This window comes from Patulibacter americanus DSM 16676 (genome assembly GCF_000420025.1).
GTDB lineage: Bacteria > Actinomycetota > Thermoleophilia > Solirubrobacterales > Solirubrobacteraceae > Patulibacter > Patulibacter americanus.
Genome location: NZ_ATUD01000009.1, coordinates 1 through 26586 on the forward strand (window position 1 = coordinate 1; position 26586 = coordinate 26586).

Sequence of the window (26586 nt, forward strand, 5' to 3'; positions counted from 1 at the left end):
TCGGGGTGGGGCCCGCACGCCTCTGCGGGTGCCCCGAGCCTCGCCGGGGTCCGACGCGCTCCGCCCCCGAGAAGCTCGGGGTGGGGCCCGCACGCATACCCTGATGGGGTGCAACCGGATCTGAGCCCCGAGGACGCCGAGCGCCTGGACGTGCTGCTGCGCGCCGTCGAGGTGCTCGACCCCGACGCCCAGCTGCCCGGCGGGGAGAGCGAGGAGGACCTCGACGCCGCGGAGCGCCAGCTCGGCCGGCCGATGCCGACCCAGCTGCGCGAGTGGTACCGCACGGTCGGCGGCGGGGCGGTCCTCGTCGGCGGACACCTGCGGACCTACCCGCCGGTGAAGAAGCGCTTCGTGCCCGGCCCGTACGTCGGCACCGCGCGCAACGCCCTGCGCTCGCGGGAGTGGTTCGTGCCCGAGGAGGTCATCCCGTTCGGGTCCGACGCCGGTGGCGACGTCTTCGGCATCTGGTCCCCGGCCGAGGGCGGCGCCCGCCAGTTCGTGGTCCTCATCGGTGCGGGCGACGGCGACGAGGACGTGCCCTCGTGCGCGATCGTCGGGGAGGATCTCTACGCGTTCCTCCAGGGCTGGTTCGCCCACTACGTCTGGGCGCAGGACGAGGACCTCGTCGACGAGGTGCAGGACGAGCTCGGTCTGCCGCTGGACCTGCAGGGCGTGCCGGAGGAGATGGCCCGCAGCGTCGGTCAGCACCTCCAGGCCGTGCTGCGCTGGGCCAGCCCGTCGCTCGATCAGCTCGTCTACGACCCGGACAAGGGCTGGCCGCTGAGCGTCACCGACGTCCGGGAGCAGGCCGAGGCCGCGCCGGACTGGTAGCCCTCAGCGCGCCAGTCCCGCGCGGCTCGGGGGCAGCGCGCGGTCGCGCGTGCGCCAGTCCGTCGCCCAGGCCGAGGCGATGAGGCCGGAGCCCACCACGACGTGGACGATCCACGCCGCCGTGGAGTCGTCGTGGTACTCCAGCAGGAACGGGGCGGCGAAGAGCAGGGAGCCCAGCAGCGTGTCGGTCATCGCGTGCACGCCGAGGGGGACGAGCTTCACGAGGGACCAGCGCCAGCGCGTGGCCGCCGCCTGCAGGGCCACGAGGACGCCGAAGGCGACCGAGACGTTGCGGGCGGCGTCGATGTCGGCGAATCCGAGCAGGAACGGCGCAGCGATCAGCACGAGGGCCACGACCGGCTCGCTCAGCGCGTGCAGGCGGAGCGGCAGCGGCTTGACCATCGGGTGCGGGGCGGAGTGCGGCGCGGTGCGGTCCATGCGGCGTCGGTACCCCGTCCGGGCCGGAGGATTCCCCGCGGGCGCGACGCCCGCGGGGCCCTGCTCAGCGCTTGGCGTTCTCGTGACGCCGGCGGCGGAGGTCGGCGCGGTCGTGCGCGCCGGACCAGTTCGTCATGAAGCCGGCGACGAGCAGGCCCAGGCCCAGGATCAGGTGGACCACGACGGCGGCCGTCGAGTCGTCGGAGTAGCCGAGGGCGAAGGGCGCGACGATCAGCACGAGGCCGAGCACGATGTCGATGACCCCGTGGACCGGGAGCGGGATCACGCGCACGACGGAGAGCGGCCAGTTCGTCAGGAGCGTGCCGACGAGGACGACGATGGCGGCGGCGATCGAGATGTTCCGCGCGGCGTGGAAGTCCGCGAAGTCCAGGACGAATGGCGCGAGCAGGAGCACGAAGAACAGCGCGGGCTCCGAGAACATGTGGGCGCGTACGGGGATGGGGCGGTTCATGCCGCACACGTACCCGGGCGGGGCGCGGGGTAAAGCCCGCGCCCCGGGGGTCCTACAGGCGGCCGCGGGCGGCGGGGCTGCCGTGGGTCGCGTCGGCGTCGTCCCAGTCCGTCATCGCGCCGGAGCCGATGAACAGCAGGCCCATCACGATGTGGAAGACCATCGCGCCGGTCTCCTCGGTGTACCCGAGGATGAACGGCAGGACGATCAGGAGGACGCCCAGGCCGATGTCGAGGGCGGCGTGGGTGCGCAGCGGGATGAGCTTGACGAGGGACAGGCGCCAGCGCGTGGTCATGCCCACGAGGAGCACGACGACGCCTGCGGCGATCGAGACGATGGTCGCGTTGTCGTTGTCGTCGTAGCCCAGGATCCAGGGCATGACGATGAGGACGAGCGCCAGGAAGGGCTCGGAGGCGGCGTGAAGACGGAGGGGGATGGGTCGCATGGTCGCCTGGCTACCCGGGGTCGCATCGGGGAAACGTGCGACCCCACGCCCCGGGCCATGCCGTCCCGGCATGGCCGGGCGTGCCGATCCGCATGGCTCCGCCCGCCGGGGGACGGCCGCGACCTCGTACCCTTTGCGGCATGAGCAGCGAGGGGTATCGCATCGCCGTGGTGGGCGCCACGGGACAGGTCGGCGGCGTCCTGCTGGACGAGCTGGGCGTCCCGAACGACGGGGATCGCGTCGGCGCCGCCACGGCGGCGAAGGCGACGACGGAGCCGGTCGGCGCCGCGCTGCCGGTGCGCGAGATCGTCCCCTTCGCCTCGGCGCGCTCCGCCGGCACGCAGCTGCGCGGCATGACGGTGCAGGAGCTGACGGACGAGAGCATCCAGGGCTTCGACCTGGCGGTCTTCTCCGCGGGCGGCTCCACCTCGAAGGTGTGGGCGCCGAAGTTCGCGCAGGCCGGCGCGGTCGTCGTCGACAACTCCTCCGCGTGGCGGATGCACGACGGCGTCCCGCTCGTCGTCTCCGAGGTCAACCCCGAGGCCCTCGACGGCCACAAGGGCATCGTCGCCAACCCCAACTGCTCGACGATGCAGCTCATGGTCGCCCTGCGGCCGTTGCAGCAGGCCGCGGGCATCGAGCGCCTCGTCGTCTCGACCTACCAGGCCGTCTCGGGTACCGGCAAGGCCGCGGTCGACGAGCTCTTCGAGGAGTCACGCGCGGTCCTCGACGGGGGCGAGGTCCCGGCGCCCCGCTCCTACGCCCACCGCATCGCGTTCAACGCCCTGCCGCACGCGGGCAGCTTCGTCGACGACCACACGGACGAGGAGCTCAAGCTGATCAACGAGACGCGCAAGATCCTGGGCGACGACACCATCCGGATCTCCGCCACCTGCGTGCGCGTCCCCGTCATCAACGGCCACTCCGAGACCTGCAACGTCGAGACCCGCGAGGAGCTCTCGCCCGAGCGCGCCCGCGAGCTGCTGCAGGCCGCGCCGGGCGTCGAGGTCCGCGACGACCCGCAGGCCGGCGTGTACCCCATGGCGATCGACGCCGACGGCCGTCCCGACGTGCTCGTCGGCCGCATCCGCCGCGACCGGGGCAACGACCGCGCGCTCGACCTCTTCGTCGTCGGCGACAACCTGCGCAAGGGCGCGGCGACGAACACGATCCAGCTCGCCGTGGTGCTCCACGAGCGCGGCCTGGTGCGTCCGACCGCCGCGGACGAGGTCCCCGCGCTGGCGTAGGGCGTTAGGGCTGGCGGAGCCACCGCTCGACGCGGCGTGCAGCGCGACGGCGTAGGCGCCGGCGGATTGGATCGCTTAGGAATAGGCGATAGACGACGGCCACGCCGATGGCTGCGGCTATGCCCAGAATGGCGTAGTCGACAGCTGTTGCCGTGAGCCCGGTGATAGTGGCGAGCGATTTGTCGGCCTGCAAGAGCCCAACTACGGCGACGACGGCCAGCAGCATGTTCATGACGACGTCTCGTCGTCTCTCTGCGTGCTCCCAAACGAAGGCGTGGCTCGACGTGGCTTGCTCGAAACGCTGTTGCAACTGGTCGATAGACGTTCGGAGGTGCCAACCCTCGTAGAACCGCTCCATCAGGCTGATCTCCTCGCCGCTAACGAGATACGAATGTGGTTCTCTCGCGGCGAACAGGCTCTCGGTGTAGGAACTCAAGGCCGGGTTGATTCGCCCGCGGCGTCGCAGGTCCGGGAGCTCAGCTATGGCCGCCGCGGTGAGCTCGGTCAGCTGATAGATCATCATCGCCTCGACGAGGACGGCGACCGATTCCGGGTTGTACGGCAGCTGGATGAGATTCCAGTGCACCGGCGAAGTGGCCTCTCCTTCGAACCAGAGCGTCGATGAGTCGAAGTCGTCGAAGGCCTGGGTCGTCAAGGACCGAACCGCTGCAACGGCTTGGCGATAGGCCGGGTCGAAGGCCGCGTCCGAGTCGAAGAGGGCGCGGGCTGAGGACTCGTCGGGCGCCGATCCAATGGTCTGAACGACGACGATCGACCCGAAAGCACCAATGTAGATTGCGAGCCCGTCGCGCTGTCTCCGCGCGTACCTCAGAGCCGGAAGTGGGCGAGGAACGCTATCCCGCCTCTCCCACGTGGACATCTCGATCGGGCCACTCCCGATGTTGCACGCGTGAACGACACGCACGGGACGAGTCGGGATGGTGGTCACATCGAGAAGACGAAATCGCCGAGGGGACGACCGCGTAGAAACTCGAGTGACTCGGCTTTCGGTGCGCCAAGTTCCCTCGTGAGCCAGAGTCCACCTAGAACGTAGGACAACTGCAGCCCAGGATGTTCCGAGAAGAGCATCAGGCTGTAGAGAGCTGCACGGTCGCTGTAGCCCCGGGCTCGCGCGAGTTGGGGAACGCGCCGAGAAACTTCGTCGCATTCGGCGTCGAGCAGGCCGATCAATCCAAACGTTTCGGGTCCCGGCGCTGCGATAGGAGCGAGATGCCATTCCGCCCAGGTCGCCCAACCTTCGACCAGCGCGAAAGCTCCATGGTCGAACCATGGCGCACCGAGGTTCCGCACAGCGGTATAGAAGGCAGCGTGTCCGGCCACCTCGTGCGCGAGCGTCGCGCGGAGGGTGTCGGCACGGGCCGAATCGGGGTTGTAGTGCATCACGAGTCGGTCGGTCGCGTCGGCGGACAGCTCGGTCGGCCAGTACTCACCGAAACCATCGGGCGCATCGTCTGTGGACACCGCGAACTCCGGCAGCACGGACCACGACTCGCGAAGCGCGGCGATCTCGCGTTGCACGACCCCCTCGAAGTCCCGCCGGCTTAGTCGGGCCGGCGGGTCGGGACTCGACTGCACCCGGGGCATCATTTTAGTTGCAGCTACCGTGCCGGATAGCTGATCGCCGAAGACCAGCCGCATCAGGTCGCCGTGGGCATTGCGCCATGGGGTTCGGATCGCACGGTCCACGACAAGCGATAGGTCGATCTGCACCGCGGGCGGTAGCCACTTTGCATCGGCGACTCGGTCTCGTAGGAGCGGCTCGATGGCCGGGATCGAACCGGTCGTGCCGCCGTCCAAGGCGTCGGCCACGGCGACGCGGGCTGCGTCGACATCTCGGTCAGCTTCCAGAGCATCGAGAAGATTGCCTACGGAGCGGTGTGATCCGGCGATCGCCAACAAATCGCGCATAAAGGACCCATGTCGAGCGAAACCATCTCGCTCCAACTCCCGAATGCTCTCGGCTACTACCTGCTGAAGCTGCCGATCGAAAGGCACGCGGGTCCGCCAGTCCCAGACGCTCAAACCGCCCTGTACGGGCTTGACGCTCACGCTCACAGCCGAAACGATACGCCGCTCGACTCGGAGGTTGCACGATTCACGAAAGACGGGGGCGGGCCGGCGACCGGCCGCCCCCGTCTTGTGGCCAGTAGCGTTGCCCTATGGCCCGCTCCAGCGAGATCACCCCGGAAGTCCTGCAGCGCCGGCGCGAGGCGCTGCAGCAGGTCCGCCAGTGGGGGGATCCGGCGCTGAAGGCCGTCGCGAAGCCGATCGACGAGATCGACTCCGACCTGGTCGGCGAGGCCCGCCGGCTCATCACGATCATGGACGCCGCTCTCGGCGCCGGCCTGGCCGCCACGCAGGTCGGCATCCTGCGCCGCTACTTCGTCTACCGCGAGGGCGACGAGGAGCTCGGCGCCGCCGCCGCGCTCGTCAACCCCGAGGTCGAGTGGACGTCGGACGAGACGGACGTGCAGTACGAGGGTTGCCTCTCCCTCGAGGGCGTGTGGGTGCCCGTCGAGCGGCCGACGTCGGCGCGCATCACCGGGCTCGACCTGTCCGGCCGGGAGCAGCGCATCGAGGCCACGGGCCCGCTCGCCCGCCGTCTGCTCCACGAGATCGACCACCTCGACGGCGTGCTCATGCTCGACCGCACCACGAAGGAGCAGCGCAAGGAGGCCCTCCGGGCCCTGCGCGAGGGCCGCACGATGGACCCGCCCGGCGAGGACGAGCGGCTCGAGATCGACTGAGCGGCTGACCGACCGACCGCCCCGTCCCGACCGGGGGCGGGGGGGAGCAGGAACGGCGGGGGAGGCCGCGGCCTCGGCGCTCCGCCTCAGCCGCGGACGTCCAGGACGACCTTGCCGACCGCGGTCCGTCCCTCGAGGGCCAGGAGCGCCTCGGCCGCCCGCTCGAGCGGGAACCGCGGACCGACCACCGGCCGCACGAACCCGTCCGCGATCAGGGCGTCCAGCGCCTCGCCGATCTCGCGGTTCAGCGCGGGCTTCGGCATCGCGTACGCGCCCCACCCGGCGCCGATGACCTCCGTGTTGTTCAGGAGCAGCCGGTTGACCTTCACCTCGGGGATCGAGCCGCCGGTGAAGCCGACGACGACGAGCCGTCCGCCCTCTGCGAGGGACCGCAGGCTGTCGGTGAAGCGGTCGCCGCCGACGGGGTCGAGCACCAGGTCGACGCCCCCGTCCGAGAGGGCCTTGGCCTCGTCCTTCCAGGCACTGTCGGAACGCACGACCTCGTCGGCGCCCGCGTCGCGCGCCACCCGCTCCTTCTCGTCCGTGGAGACGACGGCGATCGTCCGTGCGCCCAGCCCCTTGGCGACCTGCAGGGCGGCCGTGCCGACGCCCCCGGCGGCGCCGTGCACGAGCACCGTCTCGCCGGCCTTCAGGCGGCCGCGGGTCACGAGCGAGAAGTAGGCCGTGTGGTAGTTCAGGACGAGCCCGGCGCCCTGGGCGAAGTCGAGCTCGTCGGGCAGGCGGAACGTCAGGTGCGGCGGCGCGACGGCGATCTCGGCGAAGCCGCCGAGCACGCAGAACCCGGCGACCCGGTCGCCGACGGCCACGGGCGCGTCGTCCGGGGCGCTGCGCACGATCCCGGCGACCTCGCTGCCGGGCACGAACGGCAGCGGCGGCTTGAGCTGGTACTGCCCGCGGGTCTGCAGGAGCTCGGGGAACGAGACGCCCGCGGCGTGGACGTCGATCACGATGCCGTCGCCGGCGCCGAGCAGGTGCCCGGGCCCGGGCTCCGGCAGGTCGACGAGGTGCAGGGCGGTCTCCGGCCCGGTGAGTTCCGTGATCTGCAGCGCCTTCATGCGCCGGACGCTACCTCACGCCCCTCGCCGCGTCCGGTGGGTGTGCCGGGTGGCGCAGGCCGATCCGGTCACGCTGGACCGGCGACGGTCGCGCGCCCGCGATCCGGGCATAGGGTCGGCCGATGCGCTCCCGCTCACGCCCGTCCCGCCCCGAGGTCGCCCGCGCCGCAGCCCTGGTCGTGGCGGCGCTGGTCCTCCTGGCGACGGCCGCACTCGGCGGCCCAGGCCCCCGGAGCGCTTCTGCGGCGACGGGACCGGCCGCCGCCGTCGCCGCGGCGCCCGTCACGGCGACGCCCCGCGCGGCGCCCGCCGCCGTCCGGCAGGACGACCTCACCCGCCGGGGCCTCCCGTCGCGGACGGCCTGGCGGGCAGCGACGCAGCGCGCGAGGCGGTGGGCCGCCGCCCAGCCCGAGCGGATCCGCTTCGCCCTGCGCGTCGAGGACCGGAGCTGGGCGTTCCGCGGCGCGGAGCGGACGAACAGCAACAGCGTGCTGAAGGCGACGGTCCTCGTGGCCTATCTGCGCCGCGGGAGCGTCCGGGACCGGCCGCTCACCCGCCGCGAGCGGGCGCTGCTGGAACCGATGATCCGTCGGTCCGCCAACGGTCCCGTGCCGCCGCTGATCGACGCGATCGGGGGCCTCGAGCCGTTGCGGGCCGTCGCCCGGCGCGGCGGCATGCGCCGGTTCGCGCCGGTGCGGACCCCGTGGGGCACCTCGCAGATCACGGCGGCCGACGAGGTCGCGTTCTTCGCGGCCCTCCCGTCCCTGCTTCCGCCGCGCCACCGCGCCTACGCGCTCGAGCTCCTGCGGACGATCGTCCCCTCCCAGCGCTGGGGCCTGGCCCGCGCGGCGCCCGCCGGCTGGCTCGCCCGGTTCAAGGGCGGCTGGGACGACCACGGCGACGTCAAGCAGGTGATGCGGCTGGAGTGCGCCGACCGGGTCGTCGTCGCCTCGGTGCTCGTGGACGGCACGGACCACGAGCGCTCGATCGCCGCGATCGAGCGCGTGGGCCGGCGGCTGCTGATGCCGCTGCGCGCCCGTGGCGCGGAGGCGTGCTCATCCGTGCTCGCCCCGGCGCCGTAGCGCTCCCCCGTCTAGCGGCGGACCGGGGCGATCCGCACGCCGGTGGCGTAGGTCGCGCTCGCCCCCGCCGTCCGCCGGTGCACGACGCGCACGACGAGCCGGCGCGTCGTGGCCGTGCGCAGGCGCTTGCGGCCGACCGGCCCGAGCTTCACGCGGTAGCGCTGCGTCGCGACCGACGTCGTGCGGGGGCGGACGCGCGCGAGGAGCGGCCCGCGGCTCGAGCGCAGCCGCAGCTCGATCGTCGTGCGGCCGGCGGACGGGCCGACGGCTCGCACGGACACCGTGCGGCCCGCGGCCAGGCGACGCGCCCCGAGCCGGCGGACGGCGTCGCGCAGCTTCGCCCCGAGCGCCTTCGTCCGCGCCCGGACCTGCGCCGTCGGGTCGACCGGGGCGGAGGGGCCCGGGACGGCGGGCGACGGGCCCGGCGCGGGGACGGACGGGACGGGCGGCGGGTCGGCCGCGTCGCTGCCCCCGGGGGTGCGGGCGGAGAGGGGCACGCGGTAGATCCCGGCGGTGCCGTCGCGCGCGATCAGCAGCTCGGATCCCCGCGCCACCGCGACGCGCAGCCGGCCGAGGTTCGTCACGTGGCTGGCCTGCGCGAAGACCGCGCCCTGCCGCACGTCGAAGCGCTGCAGCCGCGTGCCGGCGAGGAACGGGGCGTAGAGCGAGCCGTCCGCGCCGACCGCGAGATCGCCCGGTGCCCACGCGGGGCTGTCGGGGCCGACCGCCGCCGGGGCGATGAAGCCGGGGGCGTTGTCCGGACCGGAGTGGATCGGCCACCCGTAGTTGCCGCCCTTGACGACGAGGTTCAGCTCGTCGCGCCCCGTCCTGCCGTTGCCGCCCGGGTAGTTCGTGTAGGTCTCGCCGGACGGGCCGTGCTCCGACTCCCACAGCCGTCCCGCGGCGTCGAACGCGAGCCCCTGCGGGTGGCGGTGGCCGAGCGACCACACGAACCGCGCGTTGCCGCCCTGGGCGACGAACGGATTGTCGGCGGGAGCCGTCGCGGGTCCGGAGGCGGACACGGCCAAACGGAGGATCTTCCCGTTGAGGTTCTGGGGGTCCTGGGGCCGGGTGGGCTGGTGGATGTCGCCCGTGGTCACGTAGAGCGCGCCGTCCGGGCCGAAGACCATGCGGCCGCCGTCGTGGTTGCCGTCCGAGTCGATCCCGTCGAAGACCCGGTCGACGACCTCGAAGCCCCCGGTCGGCTGGGCACGGAGTCGCCAGATGCCGCTCGGGCCGAAGGGCGCCTCGCCTCCCGGGTTGACCGTCGTCGTGACGTACACGTACGCGAGGCCGCTGGCGGCGAAGTCGGGGGACAGGGCGAACCCGAGCAGCTTGCGGACGTTCACGCCGGAGAACGCATTGCGGGCCAGGGCCGGCGTGGCCTGCAGCGCGTCGTCCGTGCCGAGCACCCGGATCCCGCCGTCGCGCTCGACGACGAACGTGCGGCCGTCCGGCGCGGGGGCGATCTCCCACGGCGTCCGGAGGCCGTCGGCGGCGAGGCGGACGGGCTCGCCCGTCGGCGTCGCCTGCGCGGCGGGCGCGAAGGCCAGGGCGGCGAGGGCCGCGGCGCCGGCGCCGGCCGTGCGGACCGCGGTGCGGCGCGGGCGTGGGAAGCCGGGCGGGCGGTGCGCGGGCGCGGGCCGGTCGGGCGGGAACCCCGTCCTGGCGCGGGTGGACGGGCGATCGGGGGCGCGCTCCATGCCTCATGGTCCCACGGCCGCCGCCCCCGTGGGCCGGTCGGGCGGGGGACGCAGATCGAGGTCGGCGGCGTGGTGGGGACAGCCCCCCGGCGACCCGGGGCACCGCTCCAAGGTCGGGGCATGGGAGGATCGCCACGATGGCCGCATGAGCACCCCGAGGCCGCCGGCCGCCGACGCCGACCCCACCCGCGACCTCCCGGCTCGCGGCGACGAGCCGACCCGCGAGCAGCCCGCTCCCGCCGACGAGCCGACCCGCGAGCAGCAGCCCGCCTCGGACGACGCCACGCGGGAGGGGCCGCTGGGCGGCGCGCCGCCCGCCGCCGGCCCCGCGCCGGCTCGTCGCCGGTTCGATCCCCGCCGCCTGGCCGTGCAGGCCGGCACGGACTTCGGGCTGCTCGTCGCGGGCTTCGCCCTCGGCACGGCGTTCTTCACGATCGCGGTCACCCTCGTCTCGGTCTCGCTGGGCCTCCTGGTCCTCGTGGTCGGCGTCCCGATCGCCGCGGGCTCCGCCCTGGTCCTGCAGGGCTGCGCCGAGCTGGACCGCCGGCGCCTCGGCCTCGCGACGGACCGTCCGCTCGTCGCCGTGTACCGCCCGCTGCAGGGCACCCTCGTGGCCCGCACGCTCGGCACCCTCCGCGACCCGCGCCGCTGGTTCGACGCCCTCTACCTCGTCGTGCAGTTCCCGCTCACGTTGGCGGGGTTCATCGCCACGGTCACGGGCTGGGCCGTCGCCCTCTACTGCCTGGTCTATCCCGCCGTCTACGCGGTCCTCCCGGCCGACTGGGACGGCGGGCTGAACATCGGCGACTGGACCCCCGACACGTTCCTGGAGTCGCTGCTCGTGGTGCCCCTGGGCGTCGTCGCCGTCCCGCTGGCCTGGGGCATCTCGCGCCTGGCGATGGTCGCCCAGGTCGAGCTCGGCCGCCTGCTGCTCACGGACGAGCGCGCGAAGCTCAACGCGCGGGTCTCGCGGCTCGAGGAGACCCGCGCCGGCGTCGTCGACGCGTCCTCCGCCGAGCTGCGCCGCATCGAGCGCGACCTCCACGACGGCGCGCAGGCCCGCATGGTCGCCGTCGCGATGGACCTCGGCATGGCCGAGGAGCGGATGGAGGAGGACCCCGAGGCCGCCCGTCGGCTCGTCTCCGGTGCCCGCGTCGAGGCCCGCCGGGCGCTGGCCGAGATGCGCGACCTCGTGCGCGGCGTCGCCCCGTCCGTCCTCGCCGACCGCGGCCTCGACGCCGCGCTCGCGTCGCTCGCCGGCCGCAGCCGGGTGCCCGTGACGCTCGACGTCGACCTGGGGGAGCGCCCGCCCGCGTCCGTGGAGACCGCCGCCTACTTCGTCGTGGCGGAGGCGCTGACGAACGCCGCCAAGCACGCCGACGCCACCACCGTCACCGTCGTCGTCCTGCGCCACGGCGACGAGCTGCTCGTGCGGGTGACGGACGACGGCGGGGGCGGGGCGACGGCCCGGCCCGGCGGCGGGCTCGCCGGCCTGCGCGACCGCGTCGCCGCGCTCGACGGCACCCTGACCATCACCAGCCCCGACGGGGGACCCACGACCGTGGCGGCTCGCTTCCCGTGCGCATCCTGATCGCCGAGGACCACGCGCTGCTGCGCGACGGCCTCACCCGCCTCATGCGCGACCACGGCCACGAGGTCGTGGCCGCGGTCGACACGGCCGACGACGTGCTGCGTCGCGGCCGGGCGCTGCGCCCAGACCTGGCGCTGCTCGACGTGCGCCTGCCGCCGACGTTCACGGACGAGGGCGTCCGCGCCGCACTCGAGCTCCGCGCGGCCCTGCCGGGACAGGCCGTGCTCCTGCTCTCGCAGTACGTCGAGCGCACCTACGCGCGCGAGCTGTTGGCCGACGGCGCCGGCGGCATCGGCTACCTGCTCAAGGACCGCGTGGCCGAGCCGGGCGAGTTCGTCCGCGCCTGTGAGCGCGTGGCCGGCGGCGGCACGGCGCTGGACCAGGAGGTCGTCGCGCAGCTGCTCGTCCGCCGCCGCGCGGGGGACAGCGTGCTGGCGCGCCTGACCCCGCGGGAGCGCGAGACGCTGGCGCTCATGGCCGAGGGCCGCTCCAACCGCGGCATCGCCGCCGCCCTCGTCGTCACGGAGGGTGCGGTGGAGAAGCACGTCACGAGCATCATGACCAAGCTCGACCTCGCCGCGACCCCGACGGACCACCGCCGGGTGCTGGCGGTCCTCGCGCTGCTGCGCGACGAGTCGGCGGGCTGACGCCCCGGCGCGCGACCCGGCATCCTCCCTGCCGTGACGCACCGCTCCTCCCGCGCCGTCCTCCGTGCCGTCGGCGCCGTGCTGGCGATCGCCGCGCTCGCCCTGGCGGGCGTCCTGGCCGCCGGGCCGGACCGCACCACCGCCGCGGGCACCACGACGGCCGCAGAGGGGGAGAAGGACACGAAGCGCTTCGCCGACGGCAGCTGCAGCGCCACCGCCGTGCGCTTCGGCGTGGTCCTCTCCCCGGGCGACGCCCAGGGCGCCGCCGCCGCCGGCCGCTTCGCCCACGACCTCTCCGAGGGCCTCGGCTGCGGCGCGGTCGTCGTCCCCTACGGCACGCAGGCCCAGCTCGTCACGGCCCTGGCGATGCACGAGGTCGAGATCGGCCAGCTCGATCCCGCCGCCGTCGTGGCGGCCGACCGCACCGTCGGCGCGTCCCCCGTCGCGGCCTACGCGGTCGACGAGGACAGCCCGGCCCGCACCGCCGCCCCCGGGCTGTGGGTGCCGCGCGACTCCGACGTGCGCCGCCTGGAGGACCTGGAGGGCGCGCGGATCGCGTTCGGTCCGCGTCTGACGTCGGGCGGCGACGTCGACCCCCGCGTGGCGCTCCTGGCCGCCGGCGTCCGGACGGGGGCACGCGGCGACACGAGCAGCACGTTCACGGACGGGGACCCGCAGGCACTCGACGCCCTGGAGTCCGGCGCGGCCGACGCGGCCGTCACCCGCGGACCCGTCGACGACCGCACGGCCCGCGGGCTGCGCCGGATCTGGACGGAGACGCCGCCGCTGGCCGACGTCGTCGTGCTGCGCCCGGGAATCCCGAACGCCGTGCGCCGGCTCATCCTCTTCGCCATCCGCGGCCTGCCCACGGCCTCCCTGGCTCCGCTCGCCGCGCGCCAGGGGATCGCGGAGCCCGCCCCGCTGACGTCCGTCCCCCTCGACCTCTACGCCCCGGTCGCCGAGCGCATCGACACGCTCACGGCCGCCGGCCTGCAGCCCTAGGCCGGGTCGCGTCAGGCGGCGACGCCGCCCACGACCGAGGTCGACCAGTCCACGACCGCCGTCGGCTTGACGACGTGGCGGTTGAGGCCGAGCGCCTTGGGCTCCATGCCCAGCGCGAGGCCGACCATCTGGGGCAGGTGCAGCACGGGCATCTTCAGCTCCCGGCCGATGAGCTTGTTCACCCGCGGCTGCTGCATGTCGAGGTTGAGGTGGCAGAGCGGGCACGGCGTCACGAGGCAGTCCGCCTGCGCGTCCTTCGCGTCGGCGAGGTGCCGCCCGGCCTGACGGAACGACGTCTCCGCGTTCATGAGCGCCACGGGGAACCCGCAGCACTTCTGCGCTCCGGCGTACTCGATGACGGTGCCGCCGAGCGCCTCGATGACCTGCTCGAGGTACGTGTCGCGCGGGTGCTCCGGGTCGATCCCCGCGCGGTCGGCGGGCCGCACGATGTAGCACCCGTAGAAGGGCCCGACCTTCAGGTCGGTCAGCGGCCGACGCACCCGGGAGCGCAGCTCGTCGAGCCCCAGCTCCTCCACGAGCACCCAGAGGAAGTTCTTGTTGACGATCCCGCGCTCGTACTCGAGGCCCTCGGGCCCCAGGTGGGCGTTGACCGTCGCCCGGTAGTCGGCACTGGCGTCCAGGCGGCTCTGGCACTCGCTCTGCGCGCCCTGACAGGTGGAGCAGATGTTCATCATCAGGTCCGCACCGCCGCGGATCTCCTCCTGCGCCAGCGCGAACGTGCGGGCGTTCAGGGTGTCGGCGAGCTCCTGGTTGTGCTCGGCGATGACGCCGGCGCCGCAGCAGCTCGCGCGGTCCAGCGGGACGAGCTCGATGTCGAGCGCGGGGGCGACCTGCGCCATCGCGCCGTGCAGCTCGGGGGCGAAGCCACGGCTCACGCAGCCGGGCCAGTAGGCGACCTTCATGGTCAGGACTCCGTCTCGGGGATCGCGTCCGCCGTGGACGCCTGGGGGCGGGGGGATCCGGTCTCGCCGAGCTGCTGGTCCTGGGTGCGGGGCGACTCGGCCGGCGTCTCCTCCTCGTCGGCCTGGGTGACGTAGAGGTTCAGCTCGACGCGCTCCTCGCGGGCGCCGACCTCGTCGTAGATCCGCCGGATCTGGTCCTGGTTCGGCGTCTTGTGGTGGATCAGCGCGGTCCTCGGCGTGACCTTGCGCCGCAGCAGCGCGGTCGCGACGACCGGCAACGAGCCCATGAGCTCCTGTGCGGTCTTCGGGTGCAGCTTGCCGCCCTTGGAGTCCGGGATGAGCTGGGCCTCGTTCAGCGTGCCCCACTTGCGCACGTGGTCGACGATCGCGTGCTCGTGGCGGGAGCCGTCGTTCTTGTCGACGATGTCGTGGTCCTGCGAGGCGATCCGCCGCAGCCGCATGATCTGGTTCATCGGGGCGACGCCCTTCGGGCACGCCTCGATGCACTTGAAGCAGTGGGTGCAGTCGTAGATCCCGTGCGGGTCGTTCGCCAGGTCCTCGAGGCGCTCCTCGTGCTTCGCGTCGCGCGGGTCGCCGACGAAGCGGTAGGCCTTCGCGAGCGCGGCGGGGCCAATGAACAGCGGGTCGACCTCCATGGAGAGGCAGTCCGAGACGCAGGCGCCGCACTGGATGCAGGCCATCGCCTGGGTCACGTCGACCATCGCCTCGCGGGGGACGACGTGCTCCTTCTCCGGCATCGGCTCCTGGGGCAGCAACCACGGCGTCACGCGCCGCTGCTTCTTCCAGTGGACCGCGTCCATGTCGACGATGAGGTCCTTGATCACGGGCATGTTGCCCATGGGCTCGACCGTGATCGTCCCGTCCTTCGAGCGCTCCAGCGCGGATTCGAGGTGCGTGTTGCACGCCAGCCCCGGCCGGCCGTTGATCCGGGTGCCGCACGATCCGCAGATCGCGGCGCGGCAGGAGCAGCGGATGCCGATGGAGCCGTCCGTGTCGCCCTTCGCCTGCAGGATCCCCTCGAGCACGGAGCGGTGGGGCTCGAGGTGGACGACGAACTCCTCCCAGTAGGGCGCCTCGCCCGATTCGGGGTCGAACCGGCGCAGCCGCAGCGTGTAGTCCCGCGGCAGCGCCTCGGCGGCCTCGGTGGTGGGCTTCTCCGTCGTGGCCATCAGTACGTCCGCTCCATGGGCTGCCATTGCGTGAACGTGATCGGCGCGCGGCCGACCTCGCCGGGCGCCTCGGCGCCCTCGCCGTCCTGCTGGACGGTCAGGTGGAAGAGCCAGTTCTCGTCGTCGCGATCCGGGAAGTCCGTCCGCGAGTGCGCCCCGCGCGACTCCTTGCGCTCGAGCGCGGAGAGGGTGATCGCCTCGGCGCAGTCGAGCATGAACCCGAGCTCGAGCGCCCCGAGCACGTCCTGGTTGAAGACGGTGCCCTTGTCGTCGATGTAGGCGCTGCGGGCCTCCTCCTGGAGACGCAGGACGATGTCGTGCGCCTTCGTCATGCCCTCCTCGTCGCGGAAGACGGCGCAGTACTGGTTCAGGGTCGTGCCGAGCTCGTCCTTGATCGCCGAGATCCGCCGGCCCGTGCGCGGCCGGTCGACGATCCGCCGGATCCGCCGCTCGTCGTCGCGCAGCTGGGCCTCCGAGACCTCCGGCATCCGCATCTCGCCGGCCACCGCAGCGGCGTGCTGGCCTGCGCGGCGGCCGAAGATCAGCGTGTCGAGCAGCGAGTTGGCCCCGAGCCGGTTGCCCCCGTGGACCGAGACGCAGGCGACCTCGCCCGCGGCGTAGAGCCCGGGCACGTCGGTCTCGCCGTTCACGTCCGTCTTGACGCCGCCCATCGTGTAGTGCTGGCCGGGCCGCACGGGGATCGGCTCGCGGGTGATGTCGATGCCGGCGAAGTCGCGGCCGAGGTTCACGATCTCGCGCAGGGACTCCAGGATCCGGTTGCGCGGGACGACGGTGACGTCGAGGAAGACCCCGTCCTTGTGGGGGCCGATCCCGCGACCGGCGTTGATCTCCTTCTGCCCGGCGCGGGAGACGACGTCGCGGGAGGCGAGCTCCATCTTGTTCGGCGCATCGGTCTGCATGAACCGCTCGCCGTCCGCGTTGAGCAGGTGCGCGCCCTCGCCGCGGGCGCCCTCCGTGATCAGGAACCCGTTGGCCACCAGGGTCGTCGGGTGGTACTGGATCATCTCCATGTCCATGAGCCGGGCCCCGGCGCGGTAGGCCAGCGACATCCCGTCGCCCGTGCAGATCAGGCCGTTCGTCGTCGGCTTGAAGGCCTGCCCGACGCCGCCGGTGGCGAGGATCACGGTCTTGGCGACGAACGTCCGCATCTCGCCCGTGCGGATGTCGCGGGCCACGCAGCCCACGCAGCGGCCCGAGTCGTCGCGCAGCAGCGAGGTGTTGAACCACTCCTCGTACCGGTCGACGGTGGCGGAGTGCTTCATGAGCTGCTCGTAGAGCACGTGCAGGATCGCCTGGCCCGTGATGTCGGCGACGTAGGCGGTCCGCTTCATGGACGCCCCGCCGAAGGCGCGGAGGTCGAGGTGGCCCGTGTCGTCCCGGTGGAACGTCACCCCGATGTGCTCGAGGTGGATGATCTCGTCCGGGGCCTCGGAGGTCATGATCTCGATGGCGTCCTGGTCGCCCAGGTAGTCCGAGCCCTTCACGGTGTCGAACGCGTGGGAGCGCCAGTCGTCCTGCGGGTTCATCGCCGCGTTGATCCCGCCGGCGGCCGCGACGGAGTGCGAGCGGACGGGGTGGACCTTGCTCAGGATCGCCACGGTGGCGCCGGATTCGGCCGCAGCCAGCGCTGCGCGCTGTCCGGCCAGACCCGCCCCGATGATCAGGACGTCGTGTGCAGGCATGGGCCTCCTCGGGGGTGGAGTGGACGGTGTCCGGGAACCGGCTCGACCCTACATCGGCCGTGTGGCGGTGGGGGAGAACTTCCCCCACCGTGCACGCCTCGACCCCACCGGTCGATCCGGCCGGCGGGTGGGCGTCGCGGCGTCCTTCGGCGGGGCCCGAGCCGCCGGGGGACGGTGCGGAACCGGCCTCCAAGGCACGTTGCGCGGCGCGGCGCCCGACGTGCCGACGCCGGCGGCCCCGCGCGGGGAGCGGTGCGCCCGGCGAGGGGCACCCGTATACGCACCGCGCAACGGTGACGAAGAACCGGTGGGCGGTATTATGGGTAGTGCTGCTACCGGCAGGTAGGGGTGCGCGACCCAGGCGTGGGGGGGGAGTCGCCGTGGTGGTGTGCGTATTTGTTGTGACAACGCGGTCCTGTGGTCGCCGGCCTCGCGTCCGGGGCGACGGCTTCCCCGCCAGGCGGCGGAGTCCGATCGCCGGTGTGGACGGGGCACACGCGGCTGTTCGGACCGGAGAGCCTGCGTCGCGGGACGGGTCCGGCGAGACCCCCCCGATGTGGCGGGCGGGGCGAGATCCCGGATGACGGGTGCCCTAAACCATGAGGTATCGTGCGCGCGCCGCCGCGCGTGTTCAAGGCACGTTCGCGGGGTGGGTGTGATCGCCGTCACGCACGTCGGGCAGGGTGGGGTCGTGTTCGCGGGACGCGGCGTAGACTCCGCCTGGCTGTGGCGACTCAAGAGGCTCAACGACGCAGGCGCACGTGGATCGGGGAGGCGTGGGACTCCAACGTCGGCAAGAAGGTGATCGTCGCGGTCACCGGCATCGCCCTCGTCGGCTACGTCGTCCTCCACATGCTGGGGAACCTGACGACGCTGCTGGGCCCCGGTGACGGATCTCCGCAGATCAACGCCTACGGCGAGTGGCTCCGGGACTTCGGCGCCCCGCTGCTGCCGCACGCGATGGTCATCTGGGTCGTCCGGATCATCCTGCTCGTCGCGCTGATCGTCCACATCGTCGGCGTCTTCCAGCTCACGCAGCGCAACCGCGCGGCCCGGCCCGCCGGCTACCCCGCCAAGCGGATCGGGCGCTCCTGGGCGGCGCGCACGATGCGCCTGACCGGCCCGCTGCTGCTGCTCTTCATCATCTTCCACATCCTGCACTTCACGGTGCTGGCGATCGACGTCACGCCGCTGCGCGAGGGCGAGATCTACGAGAACCTCTACGGCGCGTTCCAGAAGTGGTACTTCGTCCTGCTGTACCTGGCCGCGATCGCCTCGCTCGGGTACCACCTGCGCCACGGCGTCTGGAGCCTCTTCCAGACCCTCGGCCTCGACCGCCCGGCCCGCAACCCGTACCTGCGCCACGGCGCGACGGCGTTGTCCGTCGTGGTCTGCCTCGGCTTCGCGGTCATCCCGCTGGCGTTCTTCACGGGCGCCCTGCCCGAGCCGGTGTCCGGGCCCAGCGCCCATGTCGCGACGGAGGTCGCCCGATGAACCTCGACGCACGCATCCCCGAGGGCCCGATCGAGACGAAGTGGCGCGCGTGGCTCGACGCCCACCGCCTCGTCGGCCCGGCCAACCGGCCGAAGCACACCGTCATCGTCGTCGGCACCGGCCTGGCCGGCGCCAGCTGCGCCGCCTCGCTCGGGGCGCAGGGCTTCAAGGTGCGGAGCTTCTGCTACCAGGACAGCCCCCGCCGAGCGCACTCCATCGCGGCCCAGGGCGGCATCAACGCCGCGAAGGACTTCGCGAACGAGGGCGACGCCACGCGCCGCCTGTTCGTCGACACGATCAAGGGCGGCGACTTCCGCTCCCGCGAGGCCAACGTCTGGCGCCTCGCCGAGCTGTCGGCGAACATCATCGACCAGGCCGTCGCGCAGGGCGTCCCGTTCGCCCGCGAGTACGGCGGCCAGCTCGCCACCCGCTCCTTCGGCGGCGTGCTCGTGCAGCGCACCTTCTACGCGCGCGGCCAGACGGGCCAGCAGCTGCTCGTCGGCGCCTACTCCGCCCTCCAGCAGCAGGTCAACCAGGGCAACGTCGTGGTGCACAACCGCCACGAGATGCTCGACGTCGTCCTCGTCGACGGCGAGGCGCGGGGCATCATCGCCCGCAACCTCGTCACGGGCGAGATCGAGCGCCACGCGGCCGACGCCGTCGTGATCGCCTCGGGCGGCTACTCCAACGCGTTCTACCTCTCCACGAACGCGATGGGCTCCAACGTCACCGCGGCGTGGAAGGCGACGAAGCGTGGCGCGCTGTTCGCCAACCCCTGCTTCACGCAGATCCACCCGACCTGCATCCCGCAGAGCGGCGAGTACCAGTCCAAGCTCACGCTGATGTCGGAGTCGCTGCGCAACGACGGCCGCGTCTGGGTCCCGCGCAAGCCGCAGGACGAGCGCCGGCCGGCCGAGATCCCCGAGGAGGAGCGGTACTACTTCCTCGAGGAGCGCTACCCGGCCTTCGGCAACCTGGTCCCGCGCGACATCGCGTCGCGCGCCGCGAAGATCGTGTGCGACGACGGCCTGGGCGTCGGCGGCACCGGCCGCGGCGTCTACCTCGACTTCCGCGACCCGATCCGCGAGCAGGGCCGGGACGCGATCCTCGGCAAGTACCAGAACCTGTTCGAGATGTACCAGCGGATCACGGGCGACGACCCGTTCGAGACGCCGATGATGATCTACCCGGCCCCGCACTACACGATGGGTGGGCTCTGGGTCGACTACGAGCTGCAGACCACGATCCCGGGCCTGTTCGCGATCGGCGAGGCGAACTTCTCCGACCACGGGGCCAACCGCCTGGGCGCCTCGGCGCTCATGCAGGCGCTGGCCGACGGGTACTTCATCGCGCCGCACACGGTGATGCACCGCCTGGCGAGCTCGCCGCGCGGCGTGGCCGACGAGTCGCACCCGGCGTTCGAGGCGGCGGAGGCCGAGGTCCGAGGGCAGATCGAGCGCCTCATGGCGATCCAGGGCACCCGCGCGCCACAGGCGATCCACCGCGAGCTCGGCAAGATCATGCTCGACAAGTGCGGCATGCTCCGCACCCGCGAGAGCCTGACGGAGGCCATCGACGAGATCCGCGCGATCCGCGAGTCCTTCTGGACCGACCTGCGCGTCGACGGCAACACGGACGAGCTGAACCCCAGCCTCGAGTACGCCTGGCGCCTGGCCGACTTCATCGACCTCGCCGAGGTCATGTGCGAGGACGCCCTCCGGCGCGAGGAGTCCTGCGGCGGTCACTTCCGCGGCGAGCACGAGACCGAGGACGGCGAGGCCCTGCGCGACGACGAGAACTTCGCCAAGGTCACGGCCTGGCAGTTCGACGAGGACGCCGGGCACGACGGCCGCTTCACCCCGCACGACGAGCACCTGATCTTCAACGAGGTCATGCTCGCGACCAGGAGCTACAAGTGAACTTCCAGCTCGAGATCTGGCGTCAGGACGTCCGGGAGGAGCCCGGGCACTTCGAGACGCACCACGTCGAAGGCATCGATCCCGAGGCATCGTTCCTCGAGATGCTCGACATGCTCAACGAGGGCCTCATCGCCAAGGGCGGGCGCACGGTCGCGTTCGACTCCGACTGCCGCGAGGGCATCTGCGGCACGTGCGCGCTGACCATCAACGGCATGCCGCACGGGCCCAACCAGGTCACGACGTGCCAGACCTACATGCGCGACTTCGAGGACGGGTCGACGATCTTCGTCGAGCCGTTCCGCTCGAACTCGTTCCCGGTCGTCCGCGACCTGGCCGTCGATCGCTCGGCGCTGGACCGCATCATCGAGGCCGGCGGCTACGTCTCCGTCACGACGGGCCCGCAGCCGAACCCCAACGCGATGCCGATCTCGCCCGAGACGCAGCACCGCGCGATGGACGCCTCCATCTGCATCCAGTGCGGCGCGTGCGTCGCCGCCTGCCCCAACGGCGCAGCGATGCTCTTCACGGGCGCCAAGCTGACGCACCTGAACATCCTTCCGCAGGGCCAGCCGGAGCGCGCGGAGCGCACCCGGAACATGGTCCTCCAGATGGACGAGGAGGGCTTCGGCGGGTGCACGAACTACGGCGAGTGCTCCCGCGTCTGCCCGCAGGACATCTCGATCGACGTGATCGGGATGCTCTACCGCGAGTACCGCTCGGCCGTCCGCAAGAAGCCGAACCCGCACCAGAAGAAGATGGTCGCCCAGTAGCAACCGCTCCGCGGGTGCGCCTCCGGACGAGGCGGACCCGTGCCGGGCCGGGCGCCGCAGGACGTGGACGCCGGCCCCGGGGCGCTCTCGTCGGATCGCCCCGGGCGGTACCGGCGCGCCGTCGGTCCGTCAGACGCGGAGGTCCGCGCCGGGAAGCGCTTCCGCCAGCGCCTCGCGAACCTGGGCGAACGTGACGAGGCCACGCATCACCCCGTCCGCGTCGACGACGGGGAGCGCACCGAGGCGTCGCATCGTCTGGCTCTGCAGCAGGTCGTCCAGCGCGGCCTCGGGGAGCACGCGCGGCTGATCGTCCGGGTCGAGCAGCTCGCGCGCCGGCACGTTGGGCCGGCCCGCCGCCAGCTCGGCGCGCACCCGCTCGGCGGTCACGATGCCGAGGTAGCGGCCCTCGCCGTCCAGCATCGCCGCCCAGGCGACGTCGAACGGGCGGAACGTGTCGTGCTCGGCCTCGAGCGCGGTGACGTCCTGCGGAAGCCAGGCCGGACCGTCGTCCATGATCTCGCCGGCGGTAACCTCGTGGAGCTGCTCGCTGATCTCGCTCGCCATGACGGCCGCACGCGCAGCGCCCGCGATGAACCACGCCAGCAGCAGGTACCAGAGGCCGCTGACGGCGTCGCCCTCGAGCAGCGAGTAGACGCCGAAGGCGCCGAGCAGGATCGCGAAGCCGCGCCCCAGCAGGCCGGCGGCAGCGGTCGCCCGGCGGCGGTCCTTCGTCACACCCCACGCGATCGCCCGGGCGATGCGCCCGCCGTCGAGCGGGAACGCCGGGACCATGTTGAACACGAACAGCGCCGCGTTGACGAACGTGAGCCACCCGACGATCGCCAGGCCCGTGGTCGTCGTCTCGCGGTCGCCCGTGATCCACGCGGCGTCCCACAGCTCGTCGGGCGTGCCGAGGAGCAGGCCGACGCCCACGCCGATCCCGCAGATGACCAGGGTCACGAACGGGCCCGCGGCGGCGACCACGAACTCCTCCTTCGGCGTCCGCGAGTCGCGGCTCAGGCGCGCCACGCCACCGAGCAGCCACAGGTCGATGCCCTCCGTCTGGATCCCGAACCGCCGCGCGGCCAGCGCGTGGCCGAGCTCGTGGGCGATGAGCGAGGCGAAGAACAGCGCGGCGGCGGCCACGGCCAGCGCGTAGGCGGTGGTGGTCGACGCGTCCGGGAGGACGTACTCGAAGCGCCCACCGAGCAGCGCGATCATCAACAGCAGCGCGAGGAACCAGGTGGGATTGGCCCCGATCTTGATCCCGAAGAGCGTCGCCAGAGGCACGGTGCGCGTGGTGGTGGGCATGCCCGGCCATCGTCGCAGGTCGCACCGCGGCGCACCGCGGGACGCGGCCCCCCGGGCGTGGGGGATAGCATCGCGCACACACCCGGTCGGGCCGGTCCGCCGTCCCGCCACCATCCTCCGCACCCGCACCGCACGCAGGAGAGAACATGACCCAGTCGCCCGTCAACGTCACCGTCACCGGGGCCGCCGGACAGATCGGCTACGCGCTGCTGTTCCGCATCGCCAGCGGCCAGCTGCTCGGCCCCGACACGCCGGTGAAGCTGCGCCTGCTCGAGATCACGCCGGCGCTGAAGGCCGCGGAGGGCACCGCCATGGAGCTCGACGACTGCGCGTTCCCGCTCCTGCGCGGCATCGAGATCACCGACGACGCCAAGAAGGCGTTCGACGGTGCGAACGTGGCGCTGCTCGTCGGCGCCCGCCCGCGCGCGAAGGGCATGGAGCGCGGCGACCTGCTCGAGGCCAACGGCGGCATCTTCAAGCCCCAGGGCGAGGCGATCAACGCCGGCGCCGCCGACGACATCCGCGTGCTGGTCGTCGGCAACCCCGCCAACACGAACGCGCTCATCGCCCAGGCCCACGCGCCGGACGTCCCGGCGGAGCGGTTCACCGCCATGACGCGCCTGGACCACAACCGCGCGATCTCGCAGCTCGCCACGAAGCTCCAGGTGCCCGTCTCGGACATCAAGAAGCTCACGATCTGGGGCAACCACTCCGCCACGCAGTACCCGGACCTCTTCCACGCCGAGGTCGGCGGCAAGAACGCCGCCGAGCTCGTGGGCGACCAGGCCTGGCTGCAGGACGACTTCATCCCGACGGTCGCCAAGCGCGGCGCGGCGATCATCGAGGCGCGCGGCGCCTCGTCCGCCGCCTCCGCGGCCAACGCCGCCATCGACCACGTCCACACGTGGGTCAACGGCACGGCCGACGGCGACTGGACGTCGATGGGCATCCCGTCCGACGGCTCCTACGGCGTCCCCGAGGGCCTCATCTCCTCCTTCCCCGTCGTCTGCAAGGACGGGAAGTACGAGATCGTCCAGGGCCTCGAGATCGACGACTTCTCCCGCGAGCGCATCGACGCGTCGGTGAAGGAGCTCTCCGAGGAGCGCGACGCCGTTCGCGAGCTCGGTCTCATCTGATCCGAGGGACTGGTCGCCCGCGCGGGCGACCAGGTCCCAGAACGACGAAGGCCCGGCGAATCGCCGGGCCTTCGTCGTTCCAGAGGTGGGGGCCGGTCGGGCCGGCCCCGGCCGCTCAGGCGGCGTCCTTCGGGTACCACACGCGGTCGCGCTTCTCGACCAGGCCCTGCTCCTCCAGGCCCGGGAGGATGCGGTAGGCGTAGTTCGGGTGCACGCCGATGCGACGGGCGACCTCGGCGGCTCCGAGGCCCGGCTCCTTGCGCAGCAGCGCGAGGGCCTGACGGGAGCGCTCGCCGCTGCCGCGCGGACGGCCGGCACCGCGGCCGCTGCTGCCCTTGTCGGCCGAGCGTGAACCACTGCTGGAGTTGTCGACGCCATCGAGGGCGTCGAGGGCCCGCTGAAGACGGTCGTGCTCCGCGATCAGGGGAGCCAGCTCGTCGAGCCGGGCCTGGATCTCATCGCGCTTCTCGGTGAGGAAGTCGGACATGTGGGGGATACCTTCCGTGTGACTGACGGCGCGCACGGACGGGTACCTGTTGGGCCCCCGGCCCCACGACACCACGACGCGGAGCAGCCTACCCGAATTCGTCCTGCGGTGTTGGGTGTTATCGATGGTCCGCACGGCCGACTCCGCGGCGCGCGGGGACCAACGCCGTTACCCGTTGTGTGCTCAGCCCGACGCGAACAGCGTCCGCAACGCGTGGAGGGAAGCCTCCGCCTCGCGCTCGGGCACGCCGCCCATCAGTGCCCGTGACGCCACGCGGCCGAGGATGCCCATCGGCGGGCGGAAGTCGTTGGTGTAGTGGAAGGTCGTCCCGAGCGGGGACTCCTCGAGGCGGTACTCGATGAACGCGGTCGCCCCGGCCGGTCCGACGCCGTTCCAAGTGGCACGGCGCGGAGGGTCGAACTCGTCGATCACCCACGTCACCGTCACCGGCGCCCCACGGATGGAGAACCGCTGGCTCATCTCGAACCCCGGACCGGGGGCGCCCTCGTCGACCCAGAGCAGTTCGCGATGGATCGTCACCCACCGTTCCATCTGGTGGGGGTCCATGATCAGATCCCACACGTCCTCGGGGGGAGCCGGCAGGTCGATGGAGGCACGGACCGCGGTCATGTCCTCACCCTACCCGTGGGGCACAGGTGACCCACATCGCCGGGTCGACCGCGTCCCGTCCTCCGTGGGCGGCACGGTGCGCGCAGCGTTGTGGCCTCGTGGCTCGACCGCGGGTTCGACGCGCTCAGCGGGCCCGCAGCGGCTCGACGGTCTCCCACCGCAGCAGGGCGCGGTTGACGGCGCGGTCGAAGCCATGGGGGCGGACGCCCAGCAGGGACGTCCAGGTGTCGTCCCGCGCCAGCAGGTCGCCCGTCAGGCCGCCCATGAGCGGCAGGACGAGCTCCGCGTCCTCGCCGGCGAGGACCGACGCGACGCGGCCGAAGATCGGCGTGGAGTTGATCGGCAGCCCGATCGACGGCCGGCGCAGCATCAGCAGGTCGCGGATCCGCTCGAGGATCTCGCCGTAGGCGATGACGTCGGGCCCGGCGACGTCGAGCGAGAGCCGGGCGCCGTCGGCGGCCGCGGTGGTCGCGCAGGCCCGCAAGGCGGCCGTCACGTCGCGCTCGTCGATGGGCTGCGTGCGGTACCGGCGCCACGGGGGGAGCGGCAGCACCGGCAGCCGCTCCACCAGGCGCACGAGGAACCGGAAGGACCGCGAACCAGGCCCGATCGCGATCGACGCCCGCAGGGCCACGGCCTCCGGGGTGGCGGACGACAGCGTCTCCTCCACCGCCAGCCGGCTGCGCAGGTGCTCCGAGAGGGGGCGCGACTCGTCGACCATCACGCCGAGGTAGACCGTGCGGCGCACCCCGGCCTTCGTCGCCGCCTCCGCGAAGCGCTCCGCGGAACGCCGCTCGCGGTCCTGGAACGACGAGCCGTCCGCGGCGGGCTCCATGGAGTGCACGAGGTAGTAGGCGACGTCGACGCCGTCGAGCGCCTCGTCGAGCCCCGCGCCCGTCGTGACGTCGCCGCGCACCGCCGGCACGTCGTGGGCCACCCGCCTGGGGTCGCGGGCGAAGGCGCGCACCTCGTGCCCGTCCTGGAGCAGGGGCGGGATCAGCGAGGACCCCGCGAACCCGGTGGCGCCGGTGACGAGGATCTGCATCTCGTCCCATCATGAAGCACAACGTGCGGGCCCCGGCCCGGGCGTCTCGGGGCGGGCCGGCTTGCGGGGCGGCGGGCGTGGGTATGAGCGTCGCGCCGCGATGCGCCTCGACCGTCCGTCGAGGACCGTGAATGTTCTGCGCCATTTGCGGAGTTCCTGCACGGGCTCGTGAACGAAAAGTGACCAAGTAGCGGGAACAAGGCTCGCGGCGGCCGGGTCGGTGTGGTTCTATGCCCCTCGTGCCGTGAGACGCCGCGTCTCGGCGGCGCCGCAGCACCATCCTCGCCAGGTCCGGAACGCCGCCCCGCGTCCCGTCCTCGCCACGTTCTTCGCCGTCCGGCCGCTTCCGCATGGGAGCGACCGCGCGCACCCCTGTCCACCGTCCGCACCGCGCTCGGAACCCTCTTGCACCCCAGTCCAGACGCCCGCACCCGCTCCCGCAACGCCGCCGCCGCTCCCAGCTGCGACGGCTGCTTCTTCCGCCGCCACATGCTGTGCGCGCTGGATCGTGGTGAGCCGTGCGCGACGTTCCGGCCCGACCGCGAGGAGGGCCTGCGCCCGCCCCGCCAGATGGCCTTCGCGTTCCGCCCCGAGCGGGCGACGGGCACGCCGTTCGCGTTCCCGACGGCGCAGGAGCAGGCCCGCCGCTACGCGGCCTGAGCGGTCGCCCGCCGGA

Annotated in this window: 26 protein-coding genes; 12 read left to right on the plus strand and 14 right to left on the minus strand. The window is 72.7% G+C overall.

Features of this window, described 5'->3' with window-relative positions:
* Window positions 1-108 precede the first annotated feature (108 nt).
* Window positions 109-831 (plus strand): SMI1/KNR4 family protein, encoded by a 723-nt coding sequence (locus F593_RS0114545; RefSeq protein WP_022929480.1) that lies wholly within the window; start codon window positions 109-111, stop codon window positions 829-831.
* Between the two features lie 3 nt (window positions 832-834).
* Here the strand turns inward: F593_RS0114545 and F593_RS0114550 are convergent, their stop codons facing one another.
* From F593_RS0114550 to F593_RS25500, 3 genes are all read right to left on the minus strand, one after another.
* The gene (locus F593_RS0114550) at window positions 835-1269 is read right to left on the minus strand and encodes an SPW repeat domain-containing protein (RefSeq protein WP_022929481.1); all 435 of its coding nucleotides are present in this window, start codon (window positions 1267-1269) and stop codon (window positions 835-837) included.
* Between the two features lie 64 nt (window positions 1270-1333).
* Window positions 1334-1741: an SPW repeat domain-containing protein gene (locus tag F593_RS0114555; RefSeq protein ID WP_022929482.1), complete on the minus strand. Its 408-nt coding sequence runs from the start codon at window positions 1739-1741 to the stop codon at window positions 1334-1336.
* Window positions 1742-1793: 52 nt separating this feature from the next.
* Window positions 1794-2186 (minus strand): SPW repeat domain-containing protein, encoded by a 393-nt coding sequence (locus tag F593_RS25500; RefSeq protein ID WP_022929483.1) that lies wholly within the window; start codon window positions 2184-2186, stop codon window positions 1794-1796.
* A gap of 140 nt (window positions 2187-2326) precedes the next feature.
* On the opposite strand from F593_RS25500, the gene F593_RS0114565 reads away from it, so the two are divergent.
* The gene (locus tag F593_RS0114565; protein WP_022929484.1) at window positions 2327-3433 is read left to right on the plus strand and encodes an aspartate-semialdehyde dehydrogenase; all 1107 of its coding nucleotides are present in this window, start codon (window positions 2327-2329) and stop codon (window positions 3431-3433) included.
* A 4-nt stretch (window positions 3434-3437) separates the two neighbouring features.
* On the opposite strand, the gene F593_RS0114570 is transcribed toward F593_RS0114565, so the two are convergent.
* Together F593_RS0114570 and F593_RS0114575 are read right to left on the minus strand one after the other, a co-directional pair.
* Entirely contained in the window at window positions 3438-4382 is a 945-nt protein-coding gene (locus F593_RS0114570) for a hypothetical protein (protein ID WP_211216179.1), read from the minus strand.
* Window positions 4379-5509, minus strand: coding sequence for a hypothetical protein (locus tag F593_RS0114575; protein ID WP_022929486.1), 1131 nt, complete (start codon window positions 5507-5509; stop codon window positions 4379-4381). The genes F593_RS0114570 and F593_RS0114575 overlap by 4 nt, the downstream gene beginning before the upstream one ends.
* Before the next feature lie 104 nt (window positions 5510-5613).
* Between F593_RS0114575 and def the strand changes: the two genes are divergently transcribed.
* On the plus strand, window positions 5614-6201 hold the full coding sequence (def, locus tag F593_RS25505) for a peptide deformylase (RefSeq protein WP_022929487.1): 588 nt from the start codon (window positions 5614-5616) through the stop codon (window positions 6199-6201).
* Between the two features lie 86 nt (window positions 6202-6287).
* Here def and F593_RS0114585 read toward each other — a convergent pair whose 3' ends face one another.
* Window positions 6288-7277 (minus strand): NADPH:quinone oxidoreductase family protein, encoded by a 990-nt coding sequence (locus F593_RS0114585; RefSeq protein WP_022929488.1) that lies wholly within the window; start codon window positions 7275-7277, stop codon window positions 6288-6290.
* Window positions 7278-7399: 122 nt separating this feature from the next.
* Between F593_RS0114585 and F593_RS28500 the strand changes: the two genes are divergently transcribed.
* A complete protein-coding gene (locus tag F593_RS28500; protein WP_022929489.1) occupies window positions 7400-8359 on the plus strand; it encodes a serine hydrolase in 960 nt (319 codons plus the stop codon).
* An 11-nt stretch (window positions 8360-8370) separates the two neighbouring features.
* Here F593_RS28500 and F593_RS28505 read toward each other — a convergent pair whose 3' ends face one another.
* A complete protein-coding gene (locus F593_RS28505; RefSeq protein ID WP_022929490.1) occupies window positions 8371-10062 on the minus strand; it encodes a PQQ-dependent sugar dehydrogenase in 1692 nt (563 codons plus the stop codon).
* A 145-nt stretch (window positions 10063-10207) separates the two neighbouring features.
* On the opposite strand from F593_RS28505, the gene F593_RS25520 reads away from it, so the two are divergent.
* From F593_RS25520 to F593_RS0114610, 3 genes are read left to right on the plus strand one after another with little or no spacing between them, the layout of a single operon-like run.
* Complete coding sequence (locus F593_RS25520) at window positions 10208-11653, plus strand: sensor histidine kinase (protein ID WP_022929491.1); 1446 nt, start codon at window positions 10208-10210, stop codon at window positions 11651-11653.
* Window positions 11641-12300: a response regulator gene (locus tag F593_RS0114605; protein WP_022929492.1), complete on the plus strand. Its 660-nt coding sequence runs from the start codon at window positions 11641-11643 to the stop codon at window positions 12298-12300. The genes F593_RS25520 and F593_RS0114605 overlap by 13 nt, the downstream gene beginning before the upstream one ends.
* Before the next feature lie 33 nt (window positions 12301-12333).
* On the plus strand, window positions 12334-13302 hold the full coding sequence (locus F593_RS0114610; protein WP_022929493.1) for a phosphate/phosphite/phosphonate ABC transporter substrate-binding protein: 969 nt from the start codon (window positions 12334-12336) through the stop codon (window positions 13300-13302).
* Between the two features lie 11 nt (window positions 13303-13313).
* Here F593_RS0114610 and F593_RS0114615 read toward each other — a convergent pair whose 3' ends face one another.
* The 3 genes from F593_RS0114615 to F593_RS0114625 are packed head-to-tail and all read right to left on the minus strand — an operon-like array spanning window position 13314 to window position 17118.
* A complete protein-coding gene (locus F593_RS0114615; RefSeq protein WP_022929494.1) occupies window positions 13314-14225 on the minus strand; it encodes a CoB--CoM heterodisulfide reductase iron-sulfur subunit B family protein in 912 nt (303 codons plus the stop codon).
* A 2-nt stretch (window positions 14226-14227) separates the two neighbouring features.
* Window positions 14228-15415: a succinate dehydrogenase/fumarate reductase iron-sulfur subunit gene (locus F593_RS25525; protein WP_022929495.1), complete on the minus strand. Its 1188-nt coding sequence runs from the start codon at window positions 15413-15415 to the stop codon at window positions 14228-14230.
* Window positions 15415-17118, minus strand: a complete 1704-nt coding sequence (locus F593_RS0114625) for an FAD-binding protein (RefSeq protein WP_022929496.1) — start codon at window positions 17116-17118, stop codon at window positions 15415-15417. The genes F593_RS25525 and F593_RS0114625 overlap by 1 nt, the downstream gene beginning before the upstream one ends.
* 726 nt (window positions 17119-17844) lie before the next feature.
* Between F593_RS0114625 and F593_RS25530 the strand changes: the two genes are divergently transcribed.
* From F593_RS25530 to F593_RS0114640, 3 genes are read left to right on the plus strand one after another with little or no spacing between them, the layout of a single operon-like run.
* Complete coding sequence (locus F593_RS25530; RefSeq protein ID WP_169449201.1) at window positions 17845-18612, plus strand: succinate dehydrogenase cytochrome b subunit; 768 nt, start codon at window positions 17845-17847, stop codon at window positions 18610-18612.
* Window positions 18609-20531: a fumarate reductase/succinate dehydrogenase flavoprotein subunit gene (locus tag F593_RS25535; RefSeq protein ID WP_022929498.1), complete on the plus strand. Its 1923-nt coding sequence runs from the start codon at window positions 18609-18611 to the stop codon at window positions 20529-20531. The genes F593_RS25530 and F593_RS25535 overlap by 4 nt, the downstream gene beginning before the upstream one ends.
* Window positions 20528-21301 (plus strand): succinate dehydrogenase/fumarate reductase iron-sulfur subunit, encoded by a 774-nt coding sequence (locus F593_RS0114640; RefSeq protein WP_022929499.1) that lies wholly within the window; start codon window positions 20528-20530, stop codon window positions 21299-21301. Before F593_RS25535 ends, F593_RS0114640 begins: the two co-directional genes overlap by 4 nt.
* A 129-nt stretch (window positions 21302-21430) precedes the next feature.
* On the opposite strand, the gene F593_RS28510 is transcribed toward F593_RS0114640, so the two are convergent.
* Complete coding sequence (locus F593_RS28510) at window positions 21431-22612, minus strand: site-2 protease family protein (RefSeq protein ID WP_022929500.1); 1182 nt, start codon at window positions 22610-22612, stop codon at window positions 21431-21433.
* A 146-nt stretch (window positions 22613-22758) separates the two neighbouring features.
* Between F593_RS28510 and F593_RS0114650 the strand changes: the two genes are divergently transcribed.
* Window positions 22759-23748 carry a malate dehydrogenase gene (locus F593_RS0114650; protein ID WP_022929501.1) on the plus strand — a complete coding sequence of 330 codons (990 nt, stop codon included), beginning with the start codon at window positions 22759-22761 and terminating at the stop codon, window positions 23746-23748.
* Window positions 23749-23863: 115 nt separating this feature from the next.
* On the opposite strand, the gene F593_RS0114655 is transcribed toward F593_RS0114650, so the two are convergent.
* The 3 genes from F593_RS0114655 to F593_RS0114665 all read right to left on the minus strand — a co-directional run bounded on the left by F593_RS0114655 (window position 23864) and on the right by F593_RS0114665 (window position 25910).
* Window positions 23864-24235: a helix-turn-helix domain-containing protein gene (locus tag F593_RS0114655; protein ID WP_022929502.1), complete on the minus strand. Its 372-nt coding sequence runs from the start codon at window positions 24233-24235 to the stop codon at window positions 23864-23866.
* A 183-nt stretch (window positions 24236-24418) separates the two neighbouring features.
* Complete coding sequence (locus F593_RS0114660; RefSeq protein ID WP_022929503.1) at window positions 24419-24865, minus strand: SRPBCC family protein; 447 nt, start codon at window positions 24863-24865, stop codon at window positions 24419-24421.
* Window positions 24866-24989: 124 nt separating this feature from the next.
* On the minus strand, window positions 24990-25910 hold the full coding sequence (locus F593_RS0114665; RefSeq protein ID WP_022929504.1) for an NAD(P)H-binding protein: 921 nt from the start codon (window positions 25908-25910) through the stop codon (window positions 24990-24992).
* Between the two features lie 405 nt (window positions 25911-26315).
* Here F593_RS0114665 and F593_RS29965 point away from each other — a divergent pair, with 405 nt between their 5' ends.
* Window positions 26316-26570, plus strand: coding sequence for a hypothetical protein (locus tag F593_RS29965; RefSeq protein ID WP_157251839.1), 255 nt, complete (start codon window positions 26316-26318; stop codon window positions 26568-26570).
* The last annotated feature ends 16 nt before the right edge of the window (window positions 26571-26586 follow it).

Bases quoted from the DNA above. Each gene is read 5' to 3' on its own strand.
- F593_RS0114625 (WP_022929496.1), bottom strand. From the start codon at position 17,118: ATGCCTGCACACGACGTCCTGATCATCGGGGCGGGTCTGGCCGGACAG.
- F593_RS0114650 (WP_022929501.1), top strand. From the start codon at position 22,759: ATGACCCAGTCGCCCGTCAACGTCACCGTCACCGGGGCCGCCGGACAG.
- F593_RS0114615 (WP_022929494.1), bottom strand. From the start codon at position 14,225: ATGAAGGTCGCCTACTGGCCCGGCTGCGTGAGCCGTGGCTTCGCCCCC.
- F593_RS25520 (WP_022929491.1), top strand. From the start codon at position 10,208: ATGAGCACCCCGAGGCCGCCGGCCGCCGACGCCGACCCCACCCGCGAC.
- F593_RS0114585 (WP_022929488.1), bottom strand. From the start codon at position 7,277: ATGAAGGCGCTGCAGATCACGGAACTCACCGGGCCGGAGACCGCCCTG.
- F593_RS0114565 (WP_022929484.1), top strand. From the start codon at position 2,327: ATGAGCAGCGAGGGGTATCGCATCGCCGTGGTGGGCGCCACGGGACAG.
- F593_RS25525 (WP_022929495.1), bottom strand. From the start codon at position 15,415: ATGGCCACGACGGAGAAGCCCACCACCGAGGCCGCCGAGGCGCTGCCG.
- F593_RS28500 (WP_022929489.1), top strand. From the start codon at position 7,400: ATGCGCTCCCGCTCACGCCCGTCCCGCCCCGAGGTCGCCCGCGCCGCA.
- F593_RS25535 (WP_022929498.1), top strand. From the start codon at position 18,609: ATGAACCTCGACGCACGCATCCCCGAGGGCCCGATCGAGACGAAGTGG.
- F593_RS0114655 (WP_022929502.1), bottom strand. From the start codon at position 24,235: ATGTCCGACTTCCTCACCGAGAAGCGCGATGAGATCCAGGCCCGGCTC.
- F593_RS28510 (WP_022929500.1), bottom strand. From the start codon at position 22,612: ATGCCCACCACCACGCGCACCGTGCCTCTGGCGACGCTCTTCGGGATC.
- F593_RS28505 (WP_022929490.1), bottom strand. From the start codon at position 10,062: ATGGAGCGCGCCCCCGATCGCCCGTCCACCCGCGCCAGGACGGGGTTC.
- F593_RS25500 (WP_022929483.1), bottom strand. From the start codon at position 2,186: ATGCGACCCATCCCCCTCCGTCTTCACGCCGCCTCCGAGCCCTTCCTG.
- def (WP_022929487.1), top strand. From the start codon at position 5,614: ATGGCCCGCTCCAGCGAGATCACCCCGGAAGTCCTGCAGCGCCGGCGC.
- F593_RS0114660 (WP_022929503.1), bottom strand. From the start codon at position 24,865: ATGACCGCGGTCCGTGCCTCCATCGACCTGCCGGCTCCCCCCGAGGAC.
- F593_RS0114665 (WP_022929504.1), bottom strand. From the start codon at position 25,910: ATGCAGATCCTCGTCACCGGCGCCACCGGGTTCGCGGGGTCCTCGCTG.
- F593_RS0114550 (WP_022929481.1), bottom strand. From the start codon at position 1,269: ATGGACCGCACCGCGCCGCACTCCGCCCCGCACCCGATGGTCAAGCCG.
- F593_RS0114555 (WP_022929482.1), bottom strand. From the start codon at position 1,741: ATGAACCGCCCCATCCCCGTACGCGCCCACATGTTCTCGGAGCCCGCG.